2 protein-coding genes are annotated in these 25419 nt (G+C 71.2%); both read right to left on the bottom strand.

Translation table 11 applies throughout. From position 1 onward, the window contains the following. Positions 1-3: 3 nt before the first annotated feature. Positions 4-288 carry a hypothetical protein gene (locus IEY68_RS21145; protein ID WP_062999028.1) on the bottom strand — a complete coding sequence of 95 codons (285 nt, stop codon included), beginning with the start codon at positions 286-288 and terminating at the stop codon, positions 4-6. A 66-nt stretch (positions 289-354) separates the two neighbouring features. Beyond that, complete coding sequence (locus IEY68_RS21140; protein ID WP_189094410.1) at positions 355-25404, bottom strand: WXG100-like domain-containing protein; 25050 nt, start codon at positions 25402-25404, stop codon at positions 355-357. Positions 25405-25419: the final 15 nt, after the last annotated feature.

The following is a 25419-nucleotide window of genomic DNA, read 5'->3' as shown; positions in this document are numbered from 1 at the left end:
TGTTCATCGGGTGCCAGGGGAACGCCGCAACTCCTCGAACTGCCGGGCGAGCTCTTCCCGATGCCGGCGGGCATTGCTGCCGTCGAGCTGACCGGCGAAGGCGTTTCGCGCCGCCTCGACCAGTTCTTCGGTGACCTCCGGATAGGCACGCGCGATATCCCACAGCGCTTCCTCGGTCGTCATGTCGAGGCCGGTCTCCGTACGCAAGCCACCCCCGTTCCGGACCGATTCGAGCATTTCGGCGAAGTTCTCCCGCATCTCGTCCTCGCTCGGATGTCCGATACGCATAGCCACTCCTTGCTGGTCCTGCCCTCCGCGGGCCGTCTCTCATCGTCTCGTCTCCGGCTGCTCCGGTCATTCGGCGAACACCCGCGCCCGGCGCTCCGGATCGTCCAGGACATCGCGCAGGTAGGCGCCGAGGTCCAATTCCGCGGGCAGTGAGCGGTAGGTGAGCTCACCGAGCAGGGTGCCGTCCTGGACCAGCGCGAATCGGGTGGTCCGATACGCGACGGTATCCATTTCGACGATAACCGGAGTCTGCAGGTCGATATCGTGGCCGCCGATCCGCAGGCCGAGGCGACCGCTGCGCCGATAGAAAACCACCGGCACACCCGCGATCTCCCCGTAGAGCCCACTCACCCGGCCCGCACTCGACGGCGACGCCTGCAGCGAACCGGTCCGCGGGTCGAACTCCGAGGGCACACCGAACCCGGCGAAGGGCCGGACGAGCAGTGGTGCTTCCGCCTCCGGACCGACGCCGGCCGACGGTCCACCCGGAGGGCGGCGGTAGCGATCGCGCGAACCGTTCTGCGGCGAACCGCCGTTCGGCATCGGCGGCACGGCCGGCGGGTACGGCATACCCGGCGGAGGCTGTTCGCCGGGTGCGGCCGGCCGGCCCGGTGGCGCCGCACCACTGGGCGGTGGCGGCCAGGGCATCGGTTCACCGCCGCCACCGTGCGGATGCTGCTGCGGACCGCCCGGAAGCGGCGAAGAGCCGGACAGATCCGGCGCGCCGGGATATGGGGACAGCGGCGACCACGGTCGCGGATACCCGTCCGGCGGGGGCGGCGCCGATCCCCACGGTGGGGCCGGAAGGGTCGGTGGGGAGACGCCGGGCGGTCCCGTCGGCGGGTCGGGAAGTGCCGGCGGCACCGGCCCCGGCGGGACCGGAGCGGGGGGAACCGGCGGCCAGGGCGGGGGCGGAACCGGCGGAACCGGCGGCTGCGGCTGCGGCTGCGGCTGCGGCTGCGGCTGCGGCTGCGGCTGCGGCTGCGGCTGCGGACGAGATGGCACGGGCGGCTCCGGAGGCTGCGGCGGCACAGGCGGCTGCGGCGGACGAGATGGCACAGGCGGCTCCGGAGGCTGCGGCGGCACAGGCGGCTGCGGCGGACGAGATGGCACAGGCGGCTGCGGGGGTCGGGGCGGAGTCGGTGGATGTGGCGGTGTCGGCGGCACGGGCCGCGGTGGAACCGGCGGCACGGGAGGTGTGGGCGGAACCGGGGGGTCCTCTTCAGGTGGTTCGGGCGGGCCCGGCGGCTCGGGTCGCTCCGGCAGATCCGGGAGCGGGACCGGCCACGGCCGCACATCGTTGTCGAACGGTGGCGGGAAGTCCGGTTCCCACGGGCGCGGCGGATGGGGGATATGGGCGCGCAGGGTCGACCCACGTGGCATCGGCGGCAACCGGCGACCGGAGGTCGTCGGTTCCTCCCCTTCTGGAGGTTCCTCCCCTTCTGGCGGGTCCTCCCCCTCTGGCGGGTCCTCCCCCTCTGGCGGAGGCCGATCGCCGGCCCCACCGCGGTCGGTACGCGAGCCTGCGCCCGTACCACCATCACCTCGGCCACCATCACCTCGGCCACCATCACCTCGGCCACCATCACCTCGGCCACCATCACCTCGGCCACCATCACCTCGGCCACCATCACCTCGGCCACCATCACCTCGGCCACCATCACCTCGGCCACCGGCGCCGGCGGCGGCGCCGGACGCGGTTCCGGGAGGAACAGCGGAGGCGGGATCCTCGTCCGGCTCGGCGTGTAGACGGTCGCCGGCGCCGGACGTACCTTGGGCCGGCTCTTCCCGTACGGGACCGGATCCGGCTCGTCCAGCGTCGGGCGGGCCGGACTCGTGACGAGTCCGGCCGGAAGAGCCGGCTTCCGGGGCCGGGTTTCCCGATACCGGACCTCGATCCGGTCCGGAAGCGGAGCTCTCGTCCTGCACATCGCTCGGGCGTGGACTTTCGGCAGCCGAACGACCGCGGTCGAGTTCGCCGTCGGTGCGAGCGAGTTCGGTCTCGGCGTCTATCACCCGGCGCGCCGCATCTTCGTACTCCGAGATACGCCGCTGATAGGACGCCTGCTCGTCCACCCTCCTGGTCTTGCCCCGCAACTCCTCCAGCTTGCGGTCCAGAGCCTCGTGCGACACCAGATCCTGCTCGTCGAACGGCAGCTCCGGATGTGCGGGCGGCAACTCGGCGCGCGCCCGAGCCACCTCTGCCGTCGCCCGACCCTGCTGCGCGTCGTCGAGTCGCGCCGCGCGCGCGGCCAGATCGGCCAGTGCCGCGATATCGCGGGCCCGCTGCTGTACCTCACCGCGCAACTGCGCCTGGACTTCCGCCAATTCGCCTGGGGTCAGTCGCTCGTGCCGGTCCAGGCGGCCGTCGCGATACTTCTCGTAGACCTCGTTCCAGCGTCGCAATTCCGACCGCACCCGGGCGAGTTCGGGATGGTCGTCGCCGATCTCCCCGCGACGGTGCCGGTCGAGGACCTCGTCCCAGCCGGCGAGGTCCGCGGGCGGAACCTCCACCCCGGCCGTGCGGGCGAAATCGGCGCCGGCACCGAGTTCGGTGGCGGGCAGCAGATCGCTTTCGGCTTCGAGCAACCCCATGCGGTGTGGGGCGTCGGCGAGATGACGCAGATCCTCGATCAGACCCACCAGGTGGCGGACGGCTTTCTCGTGTACCGGCAGTTCGGCGCGACCCACCCGCGGATCGACGGCCCGGTCGCCGTGTGTGCCCGGATCGAAGATGTCGATCTTCGCCAGTGCGGTCGCGAAATCGGTGAGAGCCGCGGCGAGTGCGGGGCCGGCATGCGGCCGGTGCACCAGGTCACGAATCGCTGCACCGATCTGCCCGGTATCGGCGACCGGCACGGTATCGGTGAGTGCGTCGAGCCGGCGGAGCAGCCGGACCGCCGCCGCGTTCGCCGCGTCCGGGTCCAGTGCCGCCAATTCCTTTGCGTAGGAGAGCAGCCCGCTGATCTGCTGGCTCCGGCGCGCACCCGGAGTCGCCGGGTCGGCGATGGTCCGCGCTATTCGTGGCGCGGTGACCGGTTCGTCGTCGCCGGGAGCGATCCGGTGTGCCAGGGCTTCCCGGGCGCGAACCACCTCGTGGTAGGTATCGATATCCCAGGCCGTGCGCGCATGATCGATGATCGCTTCGAGCTGCGCGGCGCGGATCTCGTTCTCGTCGCGTAGACCCGCCAGCTCTGTGGCGAGCCGGCGCGGATCGGCCAGATCCTCCTGGGTGACACCGAGGCGCGCGGCGAGTCGATCTATGGCCGCATCGATTTCGGCTCGCGGCATATCGCGGGGAATCGGACGCACCGGATCCGGGTCGGCGGGTTCGTCCGGGACGAGCCGCCATCCGTCGCCATCGTCGACGAGGGTGAGATCCAGGTGACGTCCTTCGACCTCGGCACGCAGCTGCCGGACCTCCGGAGTACCCGCATCGGCCACGGTGATCCGCTCCGGACCGTAACCACCGCCGGGCAGCGGTTCACCCGGCCGGACATGGGTCACCTGATAGCGCACCGCGAGCGTGCCGTCGTTCACCGCGACGGCCATATCGGGGTGGCGGGCCAGCGCGTCGGCCAGTACGCGGTCGTGCTCGAGGTGGCCGTCGAGCACGACCAGCCGCAGCGGACCGCCTGGCTGCTCGGCGGGCAGCAGGCCGATCCCGGCCGGGTCGCCGAACATGACCCCGCCCCGCGCCAGAACCCATTCCTGGGCGGCCATATCACCGATGAGTCCGGTGAGCTCGTCGACTTCGGCGTCACGGTTCAGGAATTCGTCGGCCTGCCTGCCGAAGTCCTCGACCCGATCCGCGGTTTCCTGCATGTGGAAAAGTTGCGCGGCGAGCGTGTCGGCCAGATTGTCGGCGGCGAGGGCGTTCAGGTCGATATCGCCGAGGACCTGTGCCCAGACCGCGCGCTCGTCCCGGATCTGATCGCGGCGCAGCGCCCGTTCCAGATAGATCCGGCGGCCGTCGTCGCGGCCGGGCTGGTCGCTGTCGAAGAGGTCACCCCAGTCGCGAGAGGGTTCGCCACCGTTGTTGACACCTTCCCAGGCGAGCAGGTCCGCGGGGGCCGGCCAGTGGCGGCGCAGCGACTCCGGCAGCCATTCCGGTGCCCGCGCCGGTTCCCGATAGGCGGTGACCACTTCGTGCAGGAATCTGGCCAGCGGGTTGGCATCGAAGAAGGTGGCGTACTCGCTGTAGGGGATATCGGCGTGCTCGGCGTTGTATCGCCGGGCGGCGTCGGCCAGCCCGGTCAGCGCGCCGATCCGCCGTGCCTGCTGATACTCGATGATCTCGCGGGCCCGCCGGATGTTCTCCGGCGTCGGATCGCCGATATCGACTCCGAAGGCACGCGCGGCGGCGGCCAGCGCCCGGAACTGTTCGTCGCGGTGTGCGGCCGCCTCGGACAGTTCCCGGATCCACTCCGCGATCTCCTCGGTACTGCGGGGCACCTCTGCGCCGGCCGGTTCTTCCCGGGCGGCCGCCGGCCCCGGATCGAGCGGCCCGGTCCCGGGCTCCGGCTCGGGCGGTCGCAGCTCTCGTTGTTTCAGCTCCTCGAGTTCCACACCCAGTTCGCGGCGCACCAGGTCGGGATCGGCTTCGTCCAGCCAGTAGCGGTATTCGCTGTTGTTCTCGTCCAGCACGGGCACGGTATCGGCGCTGCGATCGGCGACCCGGGAGGTCAACCGCCGCAAGAAGGGAACCAGCTCCCGCCGCTTCCACATGGTGACACCCTCTTTGAGGATGCGGGCGGGGTTGAACTTGGTGTTCAGCACTTCGTATTCGTCGCCCGGGGTGCCCGGCGTCGGGTCCTCGGTCTTGCGCAGCGGGACCCCGGCCTCGTCACCGAGCAGGGACTGTCCGGCACTGTCGATTCCGGAGCCGGACGGATATTTCGCGACCTCGCCCGTATACCCGGTATCCCGCAGCCATTCCCAGATCCGGCGCAGTAGTGGTTTACGGGGAGCCGGTTCGGCGGGCTCCGCGAGCGGGTCGGGCGCGGGGGTCCGCTCGGCTTCCTCCACTCGCCAGCCGTCGTTGTCGTCGGCGACCAGACGTGTGGGCACACGCTCGCCGTCCACCTCCACGTTGTAGCGGCGGGTTTCGCCGGCGGCCACCGGCTCGCCGCCGGGATCGGGTTGTTCCGAGGCTGTCCGGGCGCTGTCGGCGAGGGCGGCCAGATCGTCCGCGGCCCGGACCGCGTCGGCCCGGGCACGGTTCACCGCGGCCGCCGGAGCGCGGTCCAGCGCGGCGGGATCGAGGCCGAGCAGGCGGGCCCAGCTGTCCCGGGCGAGGCGCTGCGCGGCTCGATCGGCCGCATCCGTCGCGGCATCGAGCCGGGTCTGCGCGGCGGCCAGCGCTTCCACGGCGCCCGCGCGCAACAGGATCCGGTAGCGATGGCCGGAGACGGTGGCGCCGAGACGGTCCGGTCCGAGCGCCTCGTTGTCGAGGCCGAACCGGCGGGTCAGCAGGTCGGTGGTCTCGGCCGCCGATTCCAGGCGCGGGCCTGCCCCCGCTTCCGGTGCCCCGGTACGGGCGCCCCCCTCACCGGCGCCGGGGTCGGCTGTCGTGCCCGGCCTCGCCGGATCGGCCTCGGGAACACCACCGCGTTCGAGTTCACCGGGCGGCGGCGTGGGAGGTAACGCCGGTTCCTCCACGGGCAGACCGGCCCGGCGCAGTTCCGCACGCATCGCGGCGGCGATCTCCGGATCGGCCTCGAGCCGCCAGTACTGCTCATCTCCATAGCGTTCACCGGCGGTCAGCTCGGCGAAATCGTCGGGATGCCGCATAGCCGGGCCGTCATCGAGATGGTCGAAGAAACCGCGAGCACGAGCGATCTCGGCGAGTTCGGCCAGCGCGGCGAGCGGATCGCGCAGGTCGGCGAAGACCTCGGTGAGGCCGAGGTGTCCGGCGAGGCGGCGCGCGTGCTCGGCCGCGGGGCCCGACAGCGGTACCGCATCGCGTTGCGCGGGCCAGTCCGCCTGCTCCCGGAGGAATTCGGCGAGATCCCGCAGCGGGTCGCCGTGGTGGTCCGGTGGTATGCCCGGTTCGCCGGGTGGCGGGGCGACAGGTCCCTCCGGGCCGCCGGGATCGCCCGGGCCACTCGGGCCGCCAGAGTCGTTGGAGTCGTTGGAGTCGTTGGAGTCGTTGGAGTCGTTGGAGTCGTTGGAGTCGTTGGAGTCGTTGGAGTCGCCCGGATTGTCGGGTCCGAGAGGGCCACCCGACTCGCCTGGCGGCAGGACGTTGTGGTCCGAAGGGCCATCGTCGCGGGCGGCGGGCAGCGGCGGACGCGACGGTGGTGTACCGCCCGATCCACCGGTGGGCGAACCATTCGGGTCGCCGGGTTCCGGACCGTCCGGGTCGTCGGGGTCACCCGGGTCCGGCGGAAGGTCCACTGTGCCGGCGTCGCGCGCCGCGGGGTCTTGTCCGCGCGATTCCGCCGGGCGGCCGGGCTCCCGGGCTTCCGGGGGCTGGTACTCGGGGTTCGGCCGGACGGGCGGGAGAGCGTACCGGCGGTCGGCCCGCCAGCTGGTGAGCGGCGGCCGCTGGGCGTCCCAGTGGTAGCCCTGGCCGATGGCGTAGGTATTCGCCGCCTGCCAGGTGGCATCGGGGTTGCCGACCAAGTACTGCGCCTCGGCCAGCGCGTCCTGCAGCAGGACGAGATCCGCGGGCAGCGGTACCCCGTCGCGCAGCCGGTTCCAGGCCTCGGCGATATCGGCCAGGCGGTCCATCGGACGCCGGACCAGCCGGCCGTCGGGGTCGTCGGCATCGCGCACCCGATGCTCGTCGACCATCAGATGGTCCCTGATCTGTTCCAGCTCCGCCCGGGTGAAATGCGGGACGTCGTCGCGCATCTGCCCGAGCAGTTGTTCGGCGATCTCACCGGGACCGGCGGCTCGCACGATCTCGTCCGGGTCCGCGCCGGGGACTATCTCGGCCGGATCGACCACGCCCAGCAGCATTTCCCGGACCTGCTCGACGGTGTTGCGCACCAGCTCCGGATCGCCGGAGACGAATCTGTCGGCCACTTCGCCGGCCATCCGGTCGATCGCCGTCTCGATACGCGCGAGCTGCGCCGGAACATCGCCGAGCGGGTCGAGCCCGCCCAGCTCTTCGACCAGGCGCGTCCGGACCAGATCGACGAATTCCCGCGCGGCCCGCCGTTGCGTATCCTGGCGGTGCTGTTCGAGGCCCTCGGCGACTCTGTCCACATCGGTGTCGTCGGCCAGGAAGCGGTCGTATTCCTGGTCCGCCCAACGCTGCACTTCGGCCCACTGCTCGGCCTCACGCTCCCATTCCCGGCGCAGGGCCTCCGGAACCTCGGTCAGCGCATCGGGCGGCAGATGATCACCCGGTTCCCAGCGCCGGTGCATCGGCTGCACATCGGTCTCCGGCGGCGCGAACCACTCGTAGCCGCGGAACACCGTCCCGAACGGCGGCAGTTTCTGCAACCACGGCCGTGCCTGCACCCACCGGCCGATCTCCGGATGCCGCTGGATCCACGCCTTCACCACCGGATGTTTCGGTACCAGCGCGGCCATCAGCACCAGGCGCATCACGTTGTAGGCGTCGGCACCCCAGTGCTGGCTGTAGATATCTTTCGGGTCGATCCCCGAGGTGTCGTACTGCGACGGCGCCTGCGGTGCGTGCACCGGCAGTGTGCTCTCCGCAATCTTGCCGGCCGGCACATTCTCGGCGGGAAGCACGATGTCGTTGACGACATCCGTACTCGCCCAACCACTGACACCGTCGGGAAGGTCTTTCTGGCTGAATTTCTTCGGTAGGTCGGAGTTGTCGCGGTTGGTCTCCCAGCCCGGCCGGGTCGGGTCCACCGGATGCCAGTCGCCGGCTCCGTCACGCCACCTGGTCATATCGAGCCGGCGACCGGCGACCCAGCTGGTGCTCATCCGCTCGACCTGCGGCGGATCCATCCCCCGGACCCGCCAGTTGTCGTCCCGGTCGACGAGGACGCGCCGGTACTCCACTGTGGTCTCCGGACGCACCATCGCCTGTGCGGCGGCGGAGTTGTTCCGCAACGCGTGCGCGAGGGCGGCGTCGTGGTCGCCGCGCGGGTTCGCCGGGTCGGGGCGGGGACCGAAAACGATGATCCGCGGCTCATCGCCCTCCACCAGACCGACCCGGTCGGTGACCATCCGGCCGCCTTCGGCCTCCACCAGTCCCCGCCACACCCCCGCCACGCGAGCCATATCGTCCTGGATACGGCCGATCCGGTGGTGGGCCTCGTTCACATCGCCCGCCGCGTCCGCCAGCGCGTCGATCCGCAGTAGGCGCCGCTGATACTGCGAGGGCCGCAGGCGTCCTTCGCGGAAATCGCGATGCGCGCCGTCACGCAGGGCCCGCAGCGTCGCGTCCAGTTCGCCGGAATCGAGTCGCCGCTCCGCGAGATCGTTGTTCTCGTCCACGACGCCGAGTCGCCGCGCCAGATCATCGCGCATGGACCGCCGGGGTTTGATCCGCTGCAATTCGGCCGCACGTTCCCGGGCCAGCCGCTCCAGCTCGGCCGCCACTTCTTCGGGGTGCGGGCGGTCCAGGAAATCCTGATCGTGCTCCATCCGGTCGATCTGCCGGTCCAGCTCCCGCAGCCGAGTGCCGAGCTCGTCGAAATCCGCGGTCTGCGCGAGCAGTTTGCGGATCAGATCGCGCCGGTGCCCGCGTTCCTGTTCGCCCACCGGTGACCTGTCCCGCCGGGGACCCTCGTCGATACCGCCCGCGATATCCACGGTGTCGTACCGGGTCTCCTCGTCCAGGCGAAGGACGATCCGCTCCCGGGCGTCCGGGCCGAGATCCGGCCAGGCGGCGGAGTTGTCCATACGGAGATTGCGGGCCCGGTCGATGATCTTGGCGCGCAGGAACTCCCGTTCCCGGACAACGCCCTGCCGTTCGCGCTGCGACCGGTCGTATTCGATCCGCCCGGACAGGGCGCGCACCTCTTCGTCGGCACGGATCAGCCGCGGCGCGAGTTCGGCGATCTGCTCGACCCGGGCCGCGTCCTCGGCATCCTGTGCGCGACTACGCAGGTCGCGCACGGTGTCCTCGATAAGGTCCGGTTCGAGGGCGGCCGGCTCGACGCGGTTACGCAGCTCGGCCGCCAGCTCACCGATACGCGCCGCCAGTGCCTCGCGGCGCAGGATCGCATCGACGAGCGCGTCACCGAGCAGTTCGCCGGGCTCGGGTCCCACGCCGTCCGGTTCCGGCCGCTGTTCGCCGCCGGACGCGGGTTCTTCGGATGATCCAGCGGCTTCGGGTTCCCGCTTCCCTCCGGCGTTCGGTCCGGTCTCGGGTCGTGGCCCGGACGGCCGCGGTCCGGAATCGGAGTCGGGCCCGCGGTCCGCAGGGCCGGTCTCCGGGCCGGATGGGCCGTCGTCCCCCCTGCTGCCCAGCATCTCGTGCCACCAGCGCGCCCGGTCCTCCGCCATCCGGGCGACCCATTCGGCCAGCAGAGCTCGCTGTCCGGCGAGCCAGTCGCCGGGATCCATATCGGCCAGGAACCGTTGCGAGCCGGCGTCCATCCGGGCAAGCCATGCCGCCCGGTCCACCTGGGCCAGGCGTATCCGGTCGAGTCGCTCGCGGGCGTAGCCGACCTGCCGTTCGGCCTGTTCGGCGCGGAATTGCCGGAGGTGGTCGTCCGGCCGATCCGCCGCCTGACGCCGCGCCCACGCGGCCTCGTCCAGGGCCGTGTCGAGGGCGATCTCCGCCCGGCGCAGTTCGATCCAGTCCATCAGTTCCGAATACGAATCGGGCAGGCCGGGGCCGGGTTCCTGTTTCGCTCCGTCGCCGCGCTCGGGCTCGGCACCCGAGCTCTCTTCCGGCTCGTCCGCCGAGGCAGGCGGGGTGCGCGGAGGTTTCTCGCCGCCGTCGCCGCCGCCATCCGGTCCGGGGGGCGGCACGGTCTCGTCACCCGGGCCGGGTGGTGGAGGGCCCTCGGGCTCGGGCGGAGTCGGCCCGTCCGGACCGTTCTCGAGCTGTCCGTTCTCGGCCTCGGCGAGATCGGACCGTCCGCTGCGCGCGTATTCGCCGAGCAGCCGCTGCAGCGCCTCGATCCGTTCGGCCCGGTCGCGCACTTCGCGCCGGAGCCGATCGAGCTCGGTGGCGAGCTCTTTCGGACTGAGACCCTCGTGGTTCTCGATCCGGCCGTCGCGGTAGGCCTCGTAGATCCGGACGAAGGTCGCGTCGTCGGCGTCGGTGAGATCGACACCCACCAGTCGCGCCCAGTCTCGGTTGGCGGTGGGCCGCTGGTCCGGGTCGTCGCCGGGGATCCGATGGCTGTCGGGCCGGGCCGCCGCGTCGGCGACCGCCCGGGCGAAATCGTCGGCGCCGACCGCGCGCACCGCGTTCGCGATGAGATCGCGCAACCCGCCCATGGCGTCCCGGTCGTGCATCGGGAACCGGCCGTCGGCGATCCTGGGATCGGCGGTGCGGTCGCCCCGCGGCACCTCGGTGTAGGGGTCGATTTCGAGAAGAGCGGCCGCGTATTCGGCGAGCGCGTCCCGTACGAGTTCGCCCTGACCGTCGCGTTCCAGCCGGCGGACCACATCGAACAGCTTCTTCGGGTCGAGCCCCGACGGATCCACCGCGAACACCCGGTTCCCGCCGGGTCCGTCGACGTAGCCGGGCGGGAGCAGCGCCGCGATACGCCGGTCCACACCCGCGCGGTCAGCGGCTTTCTGCGTCGCCATCTTGCGCGCGAGTTCCTCGGAAACCAGCCGCTCGGCCAGGCGGTCGCGCGCCGCGGCCACCGCCGCCGGATCCACCTCGCGCAACCGCTTCGCGTACTCGGCGAGATCACCGAACTGCTGGGCACGCAGGGCCCGCCGCTGACCGCTGTCGGTCAGGCGGTCGACCAGTGTCGCCAGTGAGAAGGCCCGCTCGGGCGCGGCCGGGTCCGGAATGAAGTCCAGCCCCAGGCGGGTGGCGAGCTGACTGCGCGCGTCGCTGAGCTCGTTGAAGATCTCGATATCGATGGCGGAGCGGATGAAATCGGCCAGCGCCTCCAACTGCACCGCGCGGACCGCGTTGTCCAAGAGCAGATCGGCCACCGTGCGGGCCAGTGCGTCCGGAGTGATCGCATCCGGGCCGATCCCCAGTTCGCGCAGCGTATCGGCGATTTCGGCCAGAATCTCTTGCGGGTGGCGCGGCGGTGTTCCACCGAGCGCGGCCCGGTGGGCGTCCGCGGATCCGATGACCTGACGCCACGTACCGTCGTCATCGCGGACCAGCAGAACCTCCAGTTCCCGGCCGAGGATGTGCTCGTGCAGGTAGCGCATCTGCGGAATGGGCGCCGGCGTGAGTACCCCCTCGCCGGTCCAATCACGGTGCACTGTGCGGTAGTCCAGGACCAGTTCGCCGGTGTCGAGCTGATGGCGCAGTGCCGGGTCGGCGGCGAGGGCGTCGGCGAGCACTCGGTCCCGGTCGCGCAGGCCGTCGACCACCACCAGCCGATCGGGTTGCCCGGCGCCGCCGGGGACCCGTACGAGCTGGCGGCCCAGCAGGTCTCCGACCGGATCGGCCAGGTCGGGTTCCGGCAATGTCCGGCGGGCGGCTTCGACGAACTCGGCGACCCGATCCGAGCGGGCGACGTTCTCGGCCCGCAAGCGGTCCACCACTGCCTGCGGATCGGCGAGCAGATCCTCGAGCGACAGGTCGCGCATCGCGGCCCAGCTCGCGAGTTCGTCGCGGATCTGGTCGCGGCGCAGCGCGTTCTCGAAGAATCGGCGCAGGCCCTGGTCGCGACCGAGTTCGTAACCGTCGCCCCACATCGGCAGCTGGTCGGCGCCGTTCTCCACCGGCGGGGTATCGAGCAGGCCGGGTTCGTGGCCGAAGGCGGCAAGCAACTCGATGAGGAAGCGTCCCATCGGGTTCTGATCGATGAAACTGATCTGGTCGAGGAACGGGACCGGCCGTCCGGCCGGGTCCGGCACCTCGTATCGCCCGGGCCCGCGGGGGGCGGGATCGACCTCGCCGTCGAGCTCGTCGTCGAAGTAGTCGTCCGGATCATCGGCGTGGCGTGGCCGTGGATCGTCCAGCGCGGCCGGCTCTTCGGTTCGGGGCAGACCGCGCTCGGTATCCGCGGCCGGCGGCGCGTCGCGCATCGTGTACGGCAGGCTCTGCTCGATGAGATAGCGGCGGACCGCGGCGGCCAGGCCCTCGATGGCGCCGGTGGCCCGGGCCACCCGGTACTGCTGTTCGTCGATGACCCGGGCCAGCGTTTCCGCACTGTCGTCGGGCAGGTCTATATCGAGCAGGCGCCGGGCCGCGTCGGCCAGGGTCTCGCCGTCGGGTGCCGGTCCCACCGGTAGTTCCGCACCTCGCGCGTCCCGTTCCTCGGTGAGCGCGTCGGCGAGCGCGCGGGCCTCGTCTTCGGAGATCACACCGCGATCCCGCAGCGCGTCGAGGATTGCGCGCTGCTGCCGGGCGTCGGCGTCGGGCCGGCCTGCCACGGTCAGCAGATCCCGCAGGGCCTGGGCCCGGGATATCCGGTTCGAATCGAAGTCGGCGAGTAATTGCTCGCGCGCGGCCTCCAGCGTGCCGTCGGTGAGCCACGGCTGATACTCGGGGCCCTCATCCGGATGCATGGGTACGAATTCGCCCGCGTCGTCGCGCATTCGTGCCGACAGCCTGCCGAAGAGCGGGATGTGTTCCCGGTTACCGATCCACACCGGCAGCTGCTGTCCGATACGCAGCAGAGTGGGGTCGGCCGGCCCGGACTCCGGCGCCGGGCCGATCACCGGATGGTCCGGGCTGGGCGGTGGCGTGGCCGGCTGCGGTGGCGGGGCCGGGTTCACCAGGTCCGGGATACCCGCGACGCCGTCGGCGATCGCCGCCTGTCCGCGGCTGTCCCAGCCGGACCCGGACGGGTATTTGACCTGCGGTTCCCGGCCCGGCCACAGCCGCCGGATCGCGTCGAGTTCGCGGCGCAGCGCGGCCGCCCGCTCGGGCGTCGCCGACGGCAGCTCACCCCGCGGGACCAGCCGCCAGCGGTCCGGCCCGTCCGGCATCAGATCGAAGGCGATTCGCTCCCCGTCGATATCGATCACCAGCGGCGGGATGATCGCGTCCGGATCGATCGGGCCGTCCTGGTCGCCCGGATCCTGTTCGTCCGGCCGGTTGCCGTCGGGGTCCTCCGGGGTCGGTGCCGGATGTGGCGGCCCGGCCGGTGGTTTCTTCGCCCCGCCACCGGCACTCGCTTCGGGACCGTCGCGGTCGCCGGGGTGGCGCGCCGCGTCCATCGCACCACGTCCGGGCCGGGCCCCGGCCGCGCCACCCGGTGGGTTCCCGGCGTGCCGTACGAGCAGTTCGTACAGTTCCCGCACCGGCGTGCTGACTACGCGGTCCCGAGCTTCCCGATCGATGCCGCCCATGATGTATTCGGCGAAGGCGTCCGGCACCGCCTCGTGTCCCCGCAGCAGTCCGTCGTCGTCGCGGCTGTACCCGCTGAGCTGACGCAGCCACTCACCGAAATCGCCCCCGGGGATCTCGCTCGCGCGCAGCAGCAGATGCCGTTCGGCGGTACTGCTCGCCCGCAGCCCACCCGCGTAGTCGAGCGCGTGACCGTATTCGTGCACCGTCATGGCGTATACGGGCCGGCGCAGCATGGTCGGCGAGAACTGCTCGTTGTCCACCCCGCGGCGTACCTGGCCGAGGAAATTCTCCGCGCTGGTGGCGTGCCGGTAGTTGAGGGTGATGTCGCCGGTGTAGACAGTGTTCGTCTCGCGATCGAGCTGGGGCCCGGCATCGGCGAGGGTTCCCTCGCGCCGGGTCCCGATACCCAGCGACCGGATATCGGCCTGCGGATATCCGCGGTACATATCGGTGATCCCGCGGGCGAACTCGCGCACCACCTCGGGGTTCAGGTCGGGCAGGTCGAACCCGAAGACTTCGAAATCGGGATTGCCGGTGGCCTCCCGCATCTGGTCGCGCAGCTTCTCGCCGACCTCCACGGGGTTCAGCTCGGACCATTCGTCGGCCTCCGGAACCCCGAGCAGCGCGGCCGAGTCGTCCGGCCCGCCGTCGCCGTGGTCGGATCCTTCGTCGGCGGGCGGTGCCGGGGTTTCGTCCCGTGGCTGCTGTGGGCCCGCGTCCATCCGGTCACGGCCCCCGATTCCCGCAGCGAGGCCGAGGTCGATCGGCCGCATCAGGCCGGCGCCTGTATCGAAGGAGTCGTAGTAGTTGTCGATCGCCTCCCGCAGCAGGGCGCCGTAGACGACGCGGGCCGGTTCGGTGGCGTCGCGGCCGTTGAGCACCACGTCCAGCACCGCGTCGGCGAGGACCTCGGGCCGGTTCAGATCACCCCGGCCGGTGAAGCTGTAACCGCTGAGCTGGTTGAGCCACACACTGAATTCGTCCCGGTCGAAACCACCGGACTTCTCGGCGTAGTACTCGACCAGCAGATCCTCGACCGTGCCGCGCGCCCGCATGGAACCGGCGAAATCGAGTCCGTGACCGAGTTCGTGGATCGTGGTCGAGAAGGCGGGACGGCGCGCGGAATTGCGGGGCGAGTGCGCGACGGTCTCGGATCGCCGGCGCGATTCGTAGAACTCCTGCGGGTTGCGCAGCAGCCGCTCGTTGAGCGTGATGTTCTCGGTGATGTAGCGGCCGATATCGTTCGGATCGAAGTCGTAGTACGCCAGTCCGCGCACGTGATCGCGGTCGGTGATCGGCGCGATACGCAGACTCTGCACATCGAGCATCGGGAACTGCGTCATCATGAGGTCGACGGCCCGGGCGATCTCGCGGACCAGCGGCAGGTCCAGCGGCGGTACGTCCGGGCGATCGGCGAATCCGGTGATCTCCCGGAAGCCGTGCCGTTCCCGGAGGGTGTCCGCTATTTCGTCGAGACCCATCCGGGACCACTCGTCCTCGGGTGGGTGCCCCGGGTCGTGGACCGGATCCGGCGTACCGCGTTCGTCCCCCGGATCCGCGGGTGGTTCCTCGGCCGCTCCCCGGGTGCGGGGATCGGCGCCGGCCCGGTCCGTGAAGTCGCCGAGACGATGCCCCGCCGTATCGTCGGTGTGCGGCGGGGCGCCGAGCTGGTCGCGCAGCAGGTTGTAGACGAGGCGGCGGGGTTCGGCGAGTTCGGGCCGGTTCGCGCCTTCCACCAACCGGGCCATTTCGGCCTCGGTGAACACCTCGGCCAGTGCCTCGGCCGGATCTATCGCACCGTCGGCGCGCAGGCTGTATCCGGTCAGATTGTCGCGCAACCACTTCGGGAAGTCCTCCGCTTCCCCGCCGACGAAGTCCCGGTGGTACCGGACCAGTACCTCCTGGATCTCGGTCCGCGCCGCGCGACCACCCGCGTAGTCCACCGCGTGACCGAACTCGTGCACCCCGATCGCGTACGCGGGCCGGAGCGCGACATTACGGTTGTAGGCGCCACGATCGACCTCGCTGTGGATCTTCTGCAACACCCTGTCCGGTGAAGCGGCGTAGTCGGCGTCCAGCGCGATCGAATCCGCCCGGGCCGGACCGGTCACCGGATCGGTCACCGGCTTGGTCACGGCGACCCCGGCCTTCAGGTGACCTATCCCGGCGCTGCGCAGATCGACCTGTGGATACCTGGCGGTCATATCGACGATGGACCGCGCGAACTCCTGTACCACCACCGGATTCAGTCCGGGTAGCCCGAAGCCGTAGACCTCGAAATCGGGATTGCCGGTCAGTTCCCGCATCTCGTCGCGCAGCCGGATTCCGACGTCCACCGGGTCCAGCCCGGACCAGTCGTCGTCCGGGGCGCCCAGCCGCTCGGCGTCCGGCCGATCGTCGACAGCCCCGTCGAGCAGCGACAGCGCCGCGTCCCGGTTCTGGGCGTGATAGGGACTGTCCGGTGCGTCGTCGTCGCGGCCGAGGAAGTCCGGACGGTCGTCGGGAATACCGTTCCCCGGATCTTCCGGGCCGGCGGAGAGCCGGCGCACGAACCGACCGAGGCGTCCGCGCGGTCTGCCCTGCGGCCCGAGTTCGGCGGTCGGATCGTTCAGTATTCCGGCGATACGCTTCGCGAGACCCTCCGGGGTATCGCCCGCCATCCCCTGGAAGACCCGGGCCAGCGTGTTGTAGCTACCACCGGTGCCGAGCGGCGCCGGCACCCGCCAGCCGCCCCGGCCATCCGGTTCCAGGAACACCGACAGGTGGCCCGCGCCGAATTGGAAGACTTCCAGACGGTGTTGCGCGGGTCGGCGCACGATATCGTCGAGCAGCGCGATCTGCCGCGTGCGCAGCAGTTCGGCGACTCGGGCCGGATGCGCCGGGTCCAGTGGGTTCGCGGCGTCACGCGCCTGGCGGTGTCCCGTTTCCACGAAATCCTCGCGGAGATTTCCGACCGGGGCCGTACCCGGTCGGCGCGCCTCACGATGCTGCTCCTTGGTGTAGAAGGCCCCGGGGTCGAGTTGCCTCAACCATTCGGTGAATCCGAGAGCGGTTCGCCCCTCGGCGCGGAACCGCAGATAGTGGTCGAGCATCACGTCTTTGGCGGCCAGGATATCGGGCCCGCGGTACGGTCCTTCGGCTGTCGCCCGGTTGATCCGTTCCACGGTCGGCGTGCCGTCCGGTCCGGGTTTCACCTCCCGGTATTCGAGTTCGTGCGACCGATCCCAGAGCGCGTCACCGTATTCGGGATGGGTGAGAGCCAGTTCGCGCAGTGCGTCCACGTGTTCGCCGCGGCGGGCCGTGATCACCAGGCGTGGACGCGGATCGTGATAGCGCAGGACACGGTCGGAAAGTCGTTCGGGGCGGTCACCCATCCGGGCGGGGTTGTCGTGGCGTGCCAGTTCCGCGTCCACGATGCGCCGGGGTGCGTCGGGGTCCGACTCTTCCCGCGTAGTGGACTGCTCTCGGTTCGCCGCACCACCGGCGGTGTCCCGCTGCGGATGCCCCCAGTGGACCCCGCCCCCGTCGGCTACGGCCCGGACCACATCCATGGCGGATTGCGCGTCCGCGAGCCCGGTGCGGGCCAGGTATCGGCGCAGCGCTTCGGTACCGGCCCGATGCGCGACATCCTCCGGCCGCTGCGCGGTGGGATCACGACGCAGCGCCCGCTGCGCGCGGGGAAGCGCTCTATCGTGCGCGTCGGCGTATACCCCCTCCGCGGGGCCCTCGGGTACGAACCGGCCCAGATCACGCAATTCGCGCAGCGAAACGGCCTCATCGGCCAGCAGTTCGGCGGCCCGGGCGTGGTCGGCGGGCGTATCGCCCGGTACCCGGCGCGGCGTCGGCGCCTCGGCACCGAGGTCCGGTGAGATACCGCGCGCGCGATCCCATTGTCCCGCGAAATGCGCACCGAGCGGGACACCACCGATCAGTGGACCCTGCTGGTCGAGATGCGCCCGCACAGCGCGCAACGCGGTGCGATGGCCGGCGGAGTAGAACCAGCCCGAATGACCACCGAGGTTCGCGCGCGAACCGAATGCCTTCTCCGCGGCCCGGTAGCCACGGACGAAATGGTCTACGTAGGTCCGGGCCAGCGGGTCGGTGGGTCCGGGTCGCACCGGCCGCGCGTGCAGATCGACCAGATCCCGGAACGACAGGGCGTGGGCTTCGGCGGCCCGATCCAGCATCAGGGCGGCGTACTCGTCCCGGTTCAGGGTCATTCGTTCCCGGGCCGGATCGGTCGCGGCGAGCTGGTCGGCCATCCGCGCGGCGAAGACCAGGTCGCGCGCATGCTGATCGGGCCCGTCGGCCGGGTCGAGGACGAGGGTCCGGGTCACCGGGTCGTAGCCGCCGTCCGGTCCGAGTGCGGTGCGGCCGCCGACCGGGCGGTGCGCCGCCGCCCCGGGTTCGGAGCTCGATCCGACGACGATTCCGTGCCGTTCGAAGGTCTGCCGAACCCAGCCGTCCATCCCCCAGGTCCCGGCCTCCGCGGCCAGGTCGTGCAGCCGGGCGAAGGCTTGTTCACGGACGCGGTCGACGTGTTGCCGCAGCTCGGAACTCTCCGACGCGGAGGTATCCGGGTACCGCACCACCGAGCCGGGGTCACCTGCGGGCCGGTCCGCGCGCTCCGGCCCGACGTCTCGCAGCACCGACACCGTGCCGGAATCATCGAGATGGATCCGGAACCGGTTCCCCCGCCCGTCCGTGCCCGCGAGATCACGGGCGACCGCGGCGGTGATCTCGTCCCGCAGGCGGTTCCGCTCGGCGGTGACCCGGGCGTGTTCGCCGCTCAGCGCGGTCAGCAGCCGGGCATCGGCGGCGATCCGCGGATCGGAGGTGAGTCCGGCACGCATGACCAGGTCGTTCAGTATTCTTCCACGCGTATCGGATTCGAGATCCGGTCGCAGACCGACGGTCTCGCGCAACCGCGCCGCCGCCCGATCCCAGGCGGCTTCGAGACGGCCGATCTCCCGGGTCGTACCCGCTTCCGCCCGGACGAGTCCCTCCACCTCGCGGGCGGCGGTCGGCGTCGACGGAACGTATTCCTCGCCCGCCGCGAGCACCGGGTTCTGCGCGGCGTCCCATTCCGCCTCCGCGACCGCCCGGCGACTCGGGCTGCTACTCGGGTCCTCCCGGGAGTCGAACCAGCTGTGCGCCAGCAGTTCGAGCTCCGCGGCGGCTTCGGCGAATCGGCGCAGTCGTCGCGGGCCGGCTTCGGGACCGGGCCACCCGGCCGTCGCGATGTCCGCGAGGTCGGATTCGGCCCGGCGCAACTGATCCCGCAGCCCCAGCACCAGATCCGCGGCCGTGCGCATCTCGGCCACCCGGGCGCTGTACTCGACGAGCCGGTCGGCGCGCATCGTCCGGTCGAGCAGCCGGTCGACCGTTTCCTCCAGCGCCGCCCGCGTGGTGAGCTCCTCCGGCCCGATCCGCAGGTGCGGCAGCAGTGCGTCGCGCGCGGCCACCGCCGCATCCCGGGCGGCCGCGATTTCGTCCCGGCGAGCGGTGAGCCGGTTCGTCTCAGCTGCCCGCACCCCATCCGGGTCCGGTCGTGCAGTACCGACGACCGGCGCGGCCGCGCCGGCTGCATGCCGGAGCATCGCGTCACGGGCCTCGAGATACGCCGATTCCAATATCCGGCGCTGTTCGAGCTCGAAGGAATCGATGCGCCCCGGCCCGCTCGTGTCGTACTCGGCTCGCTGCAGCTGGTGGTGGAAGTCGGCCTGGCGGCCGATCGCCTCCGCTTCGGCTCGCATCCGCGCCGCCACATGATCTGCCCGGTCGAGTGCGCGGATCCGGGACGGCGTCACCTCCATCCGGCCGGTGCGCACCGCCTCGGCGAGCGTCGCGGCACGGATCACGGCCGCCGCCTGCCCGACCTGATCGCGGTCGCCGGCGGCGATGAACACTTCCATCGTCCGGCCGTTGAATTCATCCGTGCGGCCCGGCACGGCTCCGGCCGGCTCGAACCGCACGGTCGCGCCTGCCTCCCGCAGCATCGCGAGCGCGTGGTGCCCGGCCTCGGTGCGCGACAACAGTTCCCGCACCTGCGCGGCCGTCGCGTCCGGCGCATACTGCCAGCCGTCGAGGTGTCCCTCCGGCGAACGGGTCAGATCCAATGCCTCGCTATCGGCCCGCCGATCCTCGCTATCGGCCCGCCGATCGCGTCCCCGCTCCGGGCCGTCCTCGTCCGGGAGACCGGAATCGGTGGGATCTCCGCGCGCCCCCGGGGGTTCTCCGTCCGCATCGCGACCGGCATCGACGCCGCTCTCCGGGGAGTCCGGCCGCGTGGACCCCGGTTCGCCGAGCCAGCGATCGGAGAACCGGCCGAAGTCGCCCGGCGGGCTCTCTCGCATCGACCGCACCAGCAGGTCGTGGATCACCCGTACCGCGTCGTCATCCGCTGGGCCCCGGCCGCGCGGGAAGGTCTCTCCGGTTTCACCGCGGCCGAGTACCACCGTGAGGAAGGCTTCGGCCAGAGCTTCGGCCGGGTTCGGATGTGGGGTACCGGCATGGAAGCTGTACCCGCTCAGCGATTCCCGCAGCCACGCGAAATATTCGCCGAGGTCGGTGGCGGCGGGGTACCGATCGAAGAAATGCCGCATCAGGTGGCCGTGGAGGTCCTGGCGCGCCCGGTGCCCGCCCGCGCCGTCGAGGACGTGCCCGAATTCGTGGACGGCCCGGGCGTAGGCGGGCCGGTCCCGGACCACATCCGGGAACCATCCGGAGTCGGCATGGCGGTCGGTTTCGCGCCGGACAGTGGCGGGGTCGGTGGCCATAACCGAGTTGAACTCGATCGACCGGGCCCGCCGGACGCCGTTGTCGAGCACCCAGCCCGTATGCCCGAACACGCCCGGCCGCAACGGCCGGAAACCCACCGAGTCCAGACCGGCCCCTGGGTAGGCACGGAACATGTCCACCATGCCCCTGGCGTATTCGCGGACCACCTCCGGATGCAGCTCCGGGCGGTCGAAGCCGAAAACGTCGAAACGGGGATTTCCGGTGCGGACGCGGAGCTCGTCGCGCAGTCGCGCGCCCACCTCCTCCGGACTCAGCCCCGACCAGATATCGTCGCCGGGCGCGCCCAGCAGCTCGGCCGGGGATCGCGGGTCCGGATTCGTACCGTCGAGTGGAATCGGTGGCGTCTCGTCGATCTTCGGGATCGGCCGGGTGTCGTCCACGGATCGACCCCGATCGGCCGGACCCTCGCCGATTCCCTCCGATCTGTCCACACCACCGATGACATCGAAGCGTGTAGGTGTCCCGTCGCGCTCGAGATCGAAGCGCCGCACCGTGACCTCGCCGGTCGCCGCTGTACGCACCTGGTGGTATTCGACTTCCAGGGTGCCGTCGCGATGAGCGGCGAGCAGTTCGTCCCGCGCGCGGAGATGCGCACGGCCCGCGTCGCTGTCCGGATCGAGACCGCGAGCACGCATCCCGGCGGGTGTTTCGGTGAGCACGCTCGCGAGGTTCTTGTCGACCGCCAGGGTGTCGCGCAAGTATTCCGGCGCGCCCTGCTGAGCGTCGGCCCGGCGCGATCCGCCCAACGCGGAATCGGCGCCCTTGGCCTCCACCACCAGGAGCTTCGGTGGGCTGGTCGCGGTGCCCGGGACCCAGACCGCGATATCCACCACGAGCTTGGCGGTGCTGGCGCCCGCGAACGGGGTGAGCTGGACGGCACCCGGATGCAGATCCGGATCGAGCGCGAAGGCCAGGCCACCCAATTCGCCCAACAGTTGCGAGGTCTCGGTCATCCGGCCGACGATCCGGTGATACCGCTCGGAATGAGCCCGCAGCGTATCGAGATCGGCCAGCCGCCGAGCCCGCTCGTAGTCACTCAGTGTGTCGTCGCCACGGATCCGCTGCCGCGCCGCGTCGATCCCGGGCCCGATCCGGCTCGGCCGGAGCTGCCGCAGATCCGGCCGGGCACCGGGAGCGATAAAACCCAGTTCACCGGCGAGCGAGCTGAGCTGCGCGGCGAGTCCGTCACGTTGGGCCTGCTCGGAGAGCCGAATAGCCGATGCGGCGGCCAATTGCTCGGCGAGGCCCGCATCGGTGGGCAGGTACGGGCGCGGTTGATCCGGTTGTGCGTCGTAGCGGTACCGACCGGGGTCGACCCCGGACTCCGGCTCGTTACGCCGGCCCGGAAGATCCTCATCATCACGCCGGTCCGGAACATCCTCATCATCACGCCGGTCCGGAACATCCTCATCATCACGCCGGTCCGGAACATCCTCATCATCACGCCGGTCCGGAACATCCTCATCATCACGCCGATCCGGAACATCCTCGTCATCACGGGAAGGCGCCTGCTCTTCTCGTGGCCGATCCGAGATCCGCGTCTTCGGCTTGCGACGGGCCTCGTCCCAGCGGTCGTCGGCGTCGGAACGGTGCTGTTCGGCGTTGCGGTCGGCTTCCTGTGCGCGATCGCGGAACCCGTCGGCGAGCCCGGCGGGGCCGTTCTCCTCGAGCCCGTCCGCCATGGCACGCAGATATTCCGCACGGCGGCGTTCCAGCAGCGAACGGAGATCGGCGGCCTCCGCGTCGCGGCGGGCCGCGTACTGCTCCTCGGTTTCGCGCCGGTCACGATTCACCTCGAAATCCGAATGACCTTGCCGCAGAAACCGTTCGACAGTCGGCCGTACCCGCGCGTCGTGCCCGCTCGGCGGAAGTATCCGGCCCGCGCCGTCGAGCAACGTCGCCGACACCCGCCGGACCTCCGCCGGAGCATCGGGTGGGAAACCGCGGCGCCGGGCTGCCGCGGGATCCGAGACTTCGACCCGGTATTCGCCGGTGAGCGGATCCACCCGCACCGTCATCGAGTAGGCGTGCGATCCCACTCCGTGCTCATCCACCGGCCCCGCGTATTCATCGATCACGAACGCCCGCGGGCCGCGGCCGGCCGCCACCAGGCGGGGGTCCAGCCGCGCGGCCCGCCGGAGCAGCTCGTCGGCTACCGACTGGTGCCGTGACCGTTCCGGGCCCTGGTCCGGGTAGTCGTACAGCTTCCCGCCCAGCGCGTCCTCGATCTCCCGGCGGGTCATTCCCTCGGGGCCGACGGGCTCCTCCGGCGGGCTGATCCGGTCGCTGTCGGTCTCCGCCTTCAACTCCGCCAGCGTGAGTCGTGCGCATTCCCCGCGGTTCCGCGGGTCCGGTGGGCCCGATGGCTCGTCCGGATCCGGGGTACCGGCGTCGCCCGGGGCCCGGTCGGCGGAGTCGTCCGATGCCCGGCCGGCGGAGTCATCCGATGCCCGGCCGGCGGAGTCGTCGGTCCCGGGCCGGGCCTCTCCGTCCCGGCGCGCGGCACGCGACTCCGGATCTCGTGTCGGCGTGCGCGTTTCGCCGTCCCTGGGTCCGGTGGTGTTCGCGGGAGCCCCGGGCAGCGGCAGCACGTCCTCCGGTCCGATCCGGCCGTCACCGATGTCCCCGGCCGGTCGCGGACCGCCGGCATCCTGTTCGTCCACGGCCCGGCGCGCATCGGCGTCCGGTGCCGGTGTGCCCGTCCGGCCCGCGCGCACACCGTTACCGTCGGTCCCCGGGTACGGCGACCGTTCGCCGGCCCCGGCACGGTCACCCGGACGGGCTCGTGAGCCACCGTCGGACGGGGCCGGCGAAGACCGTGATTCGCCCGATGCGCCGGATTGCGCCCGCGAATCGCTCGCTCCGCCCAGCGTATTCGTCGAGCCGGGCGTCGCGGGACTGGATCCACCGGATGTGGAGCCCGGCGCAGCGGGTGTGGCCGCACCGACGTGGGGGGCCGGCGGAGTCGCGGCGGCCGGCGGAGTCGGCGCACCGGCGGCGGGGCCCGTCACCGGTGCTCCCGCGATCGGTCCGGGCGTATCCGTGCGAGCCGGACCGGCGGCGGGGTCGCCGGCACCGGGCTCGCCGGCCCCGGCTCCACGCGCGGTTCCCTGCCCCTCGCTGGTGCTGCCGTCATTGTGTCCGGTGGCAGGATTCGGGTCTTCGGACCGGTCCGTGCGTCCATCGGAAGCAGGCTCTGCCACCGAGCCGGCGCGTTCTTCGGACCCGGAACGATCGGTGGCACCTCCGCCCGGGTCGGCACGATCCGCGGTACCGGTCTCGGCACGATCCGCGGTACCGGTCTCGGCACGATCCGCGGCACCGGTCTCGGCACGATCCGCGGCACCGGTCTCGGCACGATCCGCGGCACCGGTCTCGGAGCGATCGGTGGAGCCGCCGTCGGCCCGGGACGACTGCCCATCACCAGCGTCGCCGTTGTGCGATACCTGGTTTCCCGCATCGGGTTCGGCGCCACTCGGTACCGGTCGGTCGCCCTCGGGCGAGCCGGTATCACCATCACCGGTATTTGCACGATCGCCCGTGGTCGCCCCATCGGAGCCGACCCCGTTGGACCCGCCCGACCCCCTGTCCCCGTCACCCGTTCCGACGCCGCCGTCCGGCGCGCTGCCACCGTTTCCGTTCGGCGCGGACCCATCGGTCGCGGAACCGCCCGTCGCGGAACCGTCGCCACCGAACCCGTTCGTCCCGGACCCGTCGGCTCCGGCGGGAGATATGTTCCCCTCGGGCCCGCCCGGCGTCCGAGCCGGACTGCTGGTCCGGGACCCGTCGCCGCCGAGTCCACCGGCACCGTCTCCCCCACCGGGCGTTCCCGCCCCGGGCGGCAGCCCGCCGGTACGGCCACCCGGACCGCTCACCGCGTCGTTCATCCGGTCCATGAAGGTCCGGTCACCCCAGGTGTTGCGATAGCTGTCGCTGTGAACGCCCACTCCCATACTGCTGTAGGCATGGTTGGCGCCGACCTTGCTCACCCCGCTGGCCAGGCCGTTGGTCGCCCCGGAGACCAACGCCAGCGGCCCGAACTGGGCGGGCAGCGTGGACATCGTCTGCTCCATTGCCTGATCCCAGCTACCGGTATCGGCCCAGATGACCGCGAACTGCGTGGGGATCGCGGCCAAGGTGCCCGCGAGCCCACCGGTGAAACCGGCGACGGTTCCGGTGATGGCCGCGTTGAGGTACTGGCGGCCCATCCCCCGGGCCTCGTTCTGCAGTCTGTTTCCGATGATGTCGCCGACCGGCCCGGCGGCAGCCCCGCCGGCAGCGGAACTGACCGTGGCGACCACGATCTGGCCGATGTCGAAATCCGGCCGGTGCCCGGCTTCGACCTGGTAGGCCTGGATACCGACTTCCTGAAGCGTTCCCAGGATGGTATCGATCGCGACGTGGCGCAGCATGAAGCTGACGAATTTGTTGGCGACGAGCCGGAAGATCGCCTGCATCACACGCTGTCCCAGGATCCGGACGGCGAACCGGGTGATGGCGACCGCCGCGGCCTGTATCGCCGGCGCGGTGGGCGGGAATATCCACGCGGCCGCGATCTCGGCCGCCAGCAGCACCAGCGACGAGATGTACATCAGCTTCGTGTACTCGATCTCGGTGCCGGTGTCGTAGGCGGATTGCCCCAGGTCACGGAAATATCCGGCCAGTTTCGGGACCGATTGGTCCTTGTCCGAGCCGTCACCGGAGATGAGGCTGTCGAACGCCGCGATCATCTCGGTGACGCCGTCACCTTCGGGATAGGCGTGCAGCGAAGCGCGTTTCGCCTCGATGATGTCGGCGACGATATCGTCGAGTTCGCCTGCGGCGGTGCGCCAATCGCCGCCCAGGGCCCACATCTCGTCTTCGTTGCCCTGGGGCCATTCCACCCCGGCGAGCCAGGCGAGATGCTGCAGCGGACCCCAGAGCTCGATCATTACGGACTACCCGGG

This window comes from Nocardia jinanensis (assembly GCF_014645735.1).
In the GTDB taxonomy this organism is placed as follows: Bacteria; Actinomycetota; Actinomycetes; order Mycobacteriales; family Mycobacteriaceae; genus Nocardia; species Nocardia jinanensis.
This window is presented reverse-complemented; position numbering and strand designations above follow the sequence as displayed.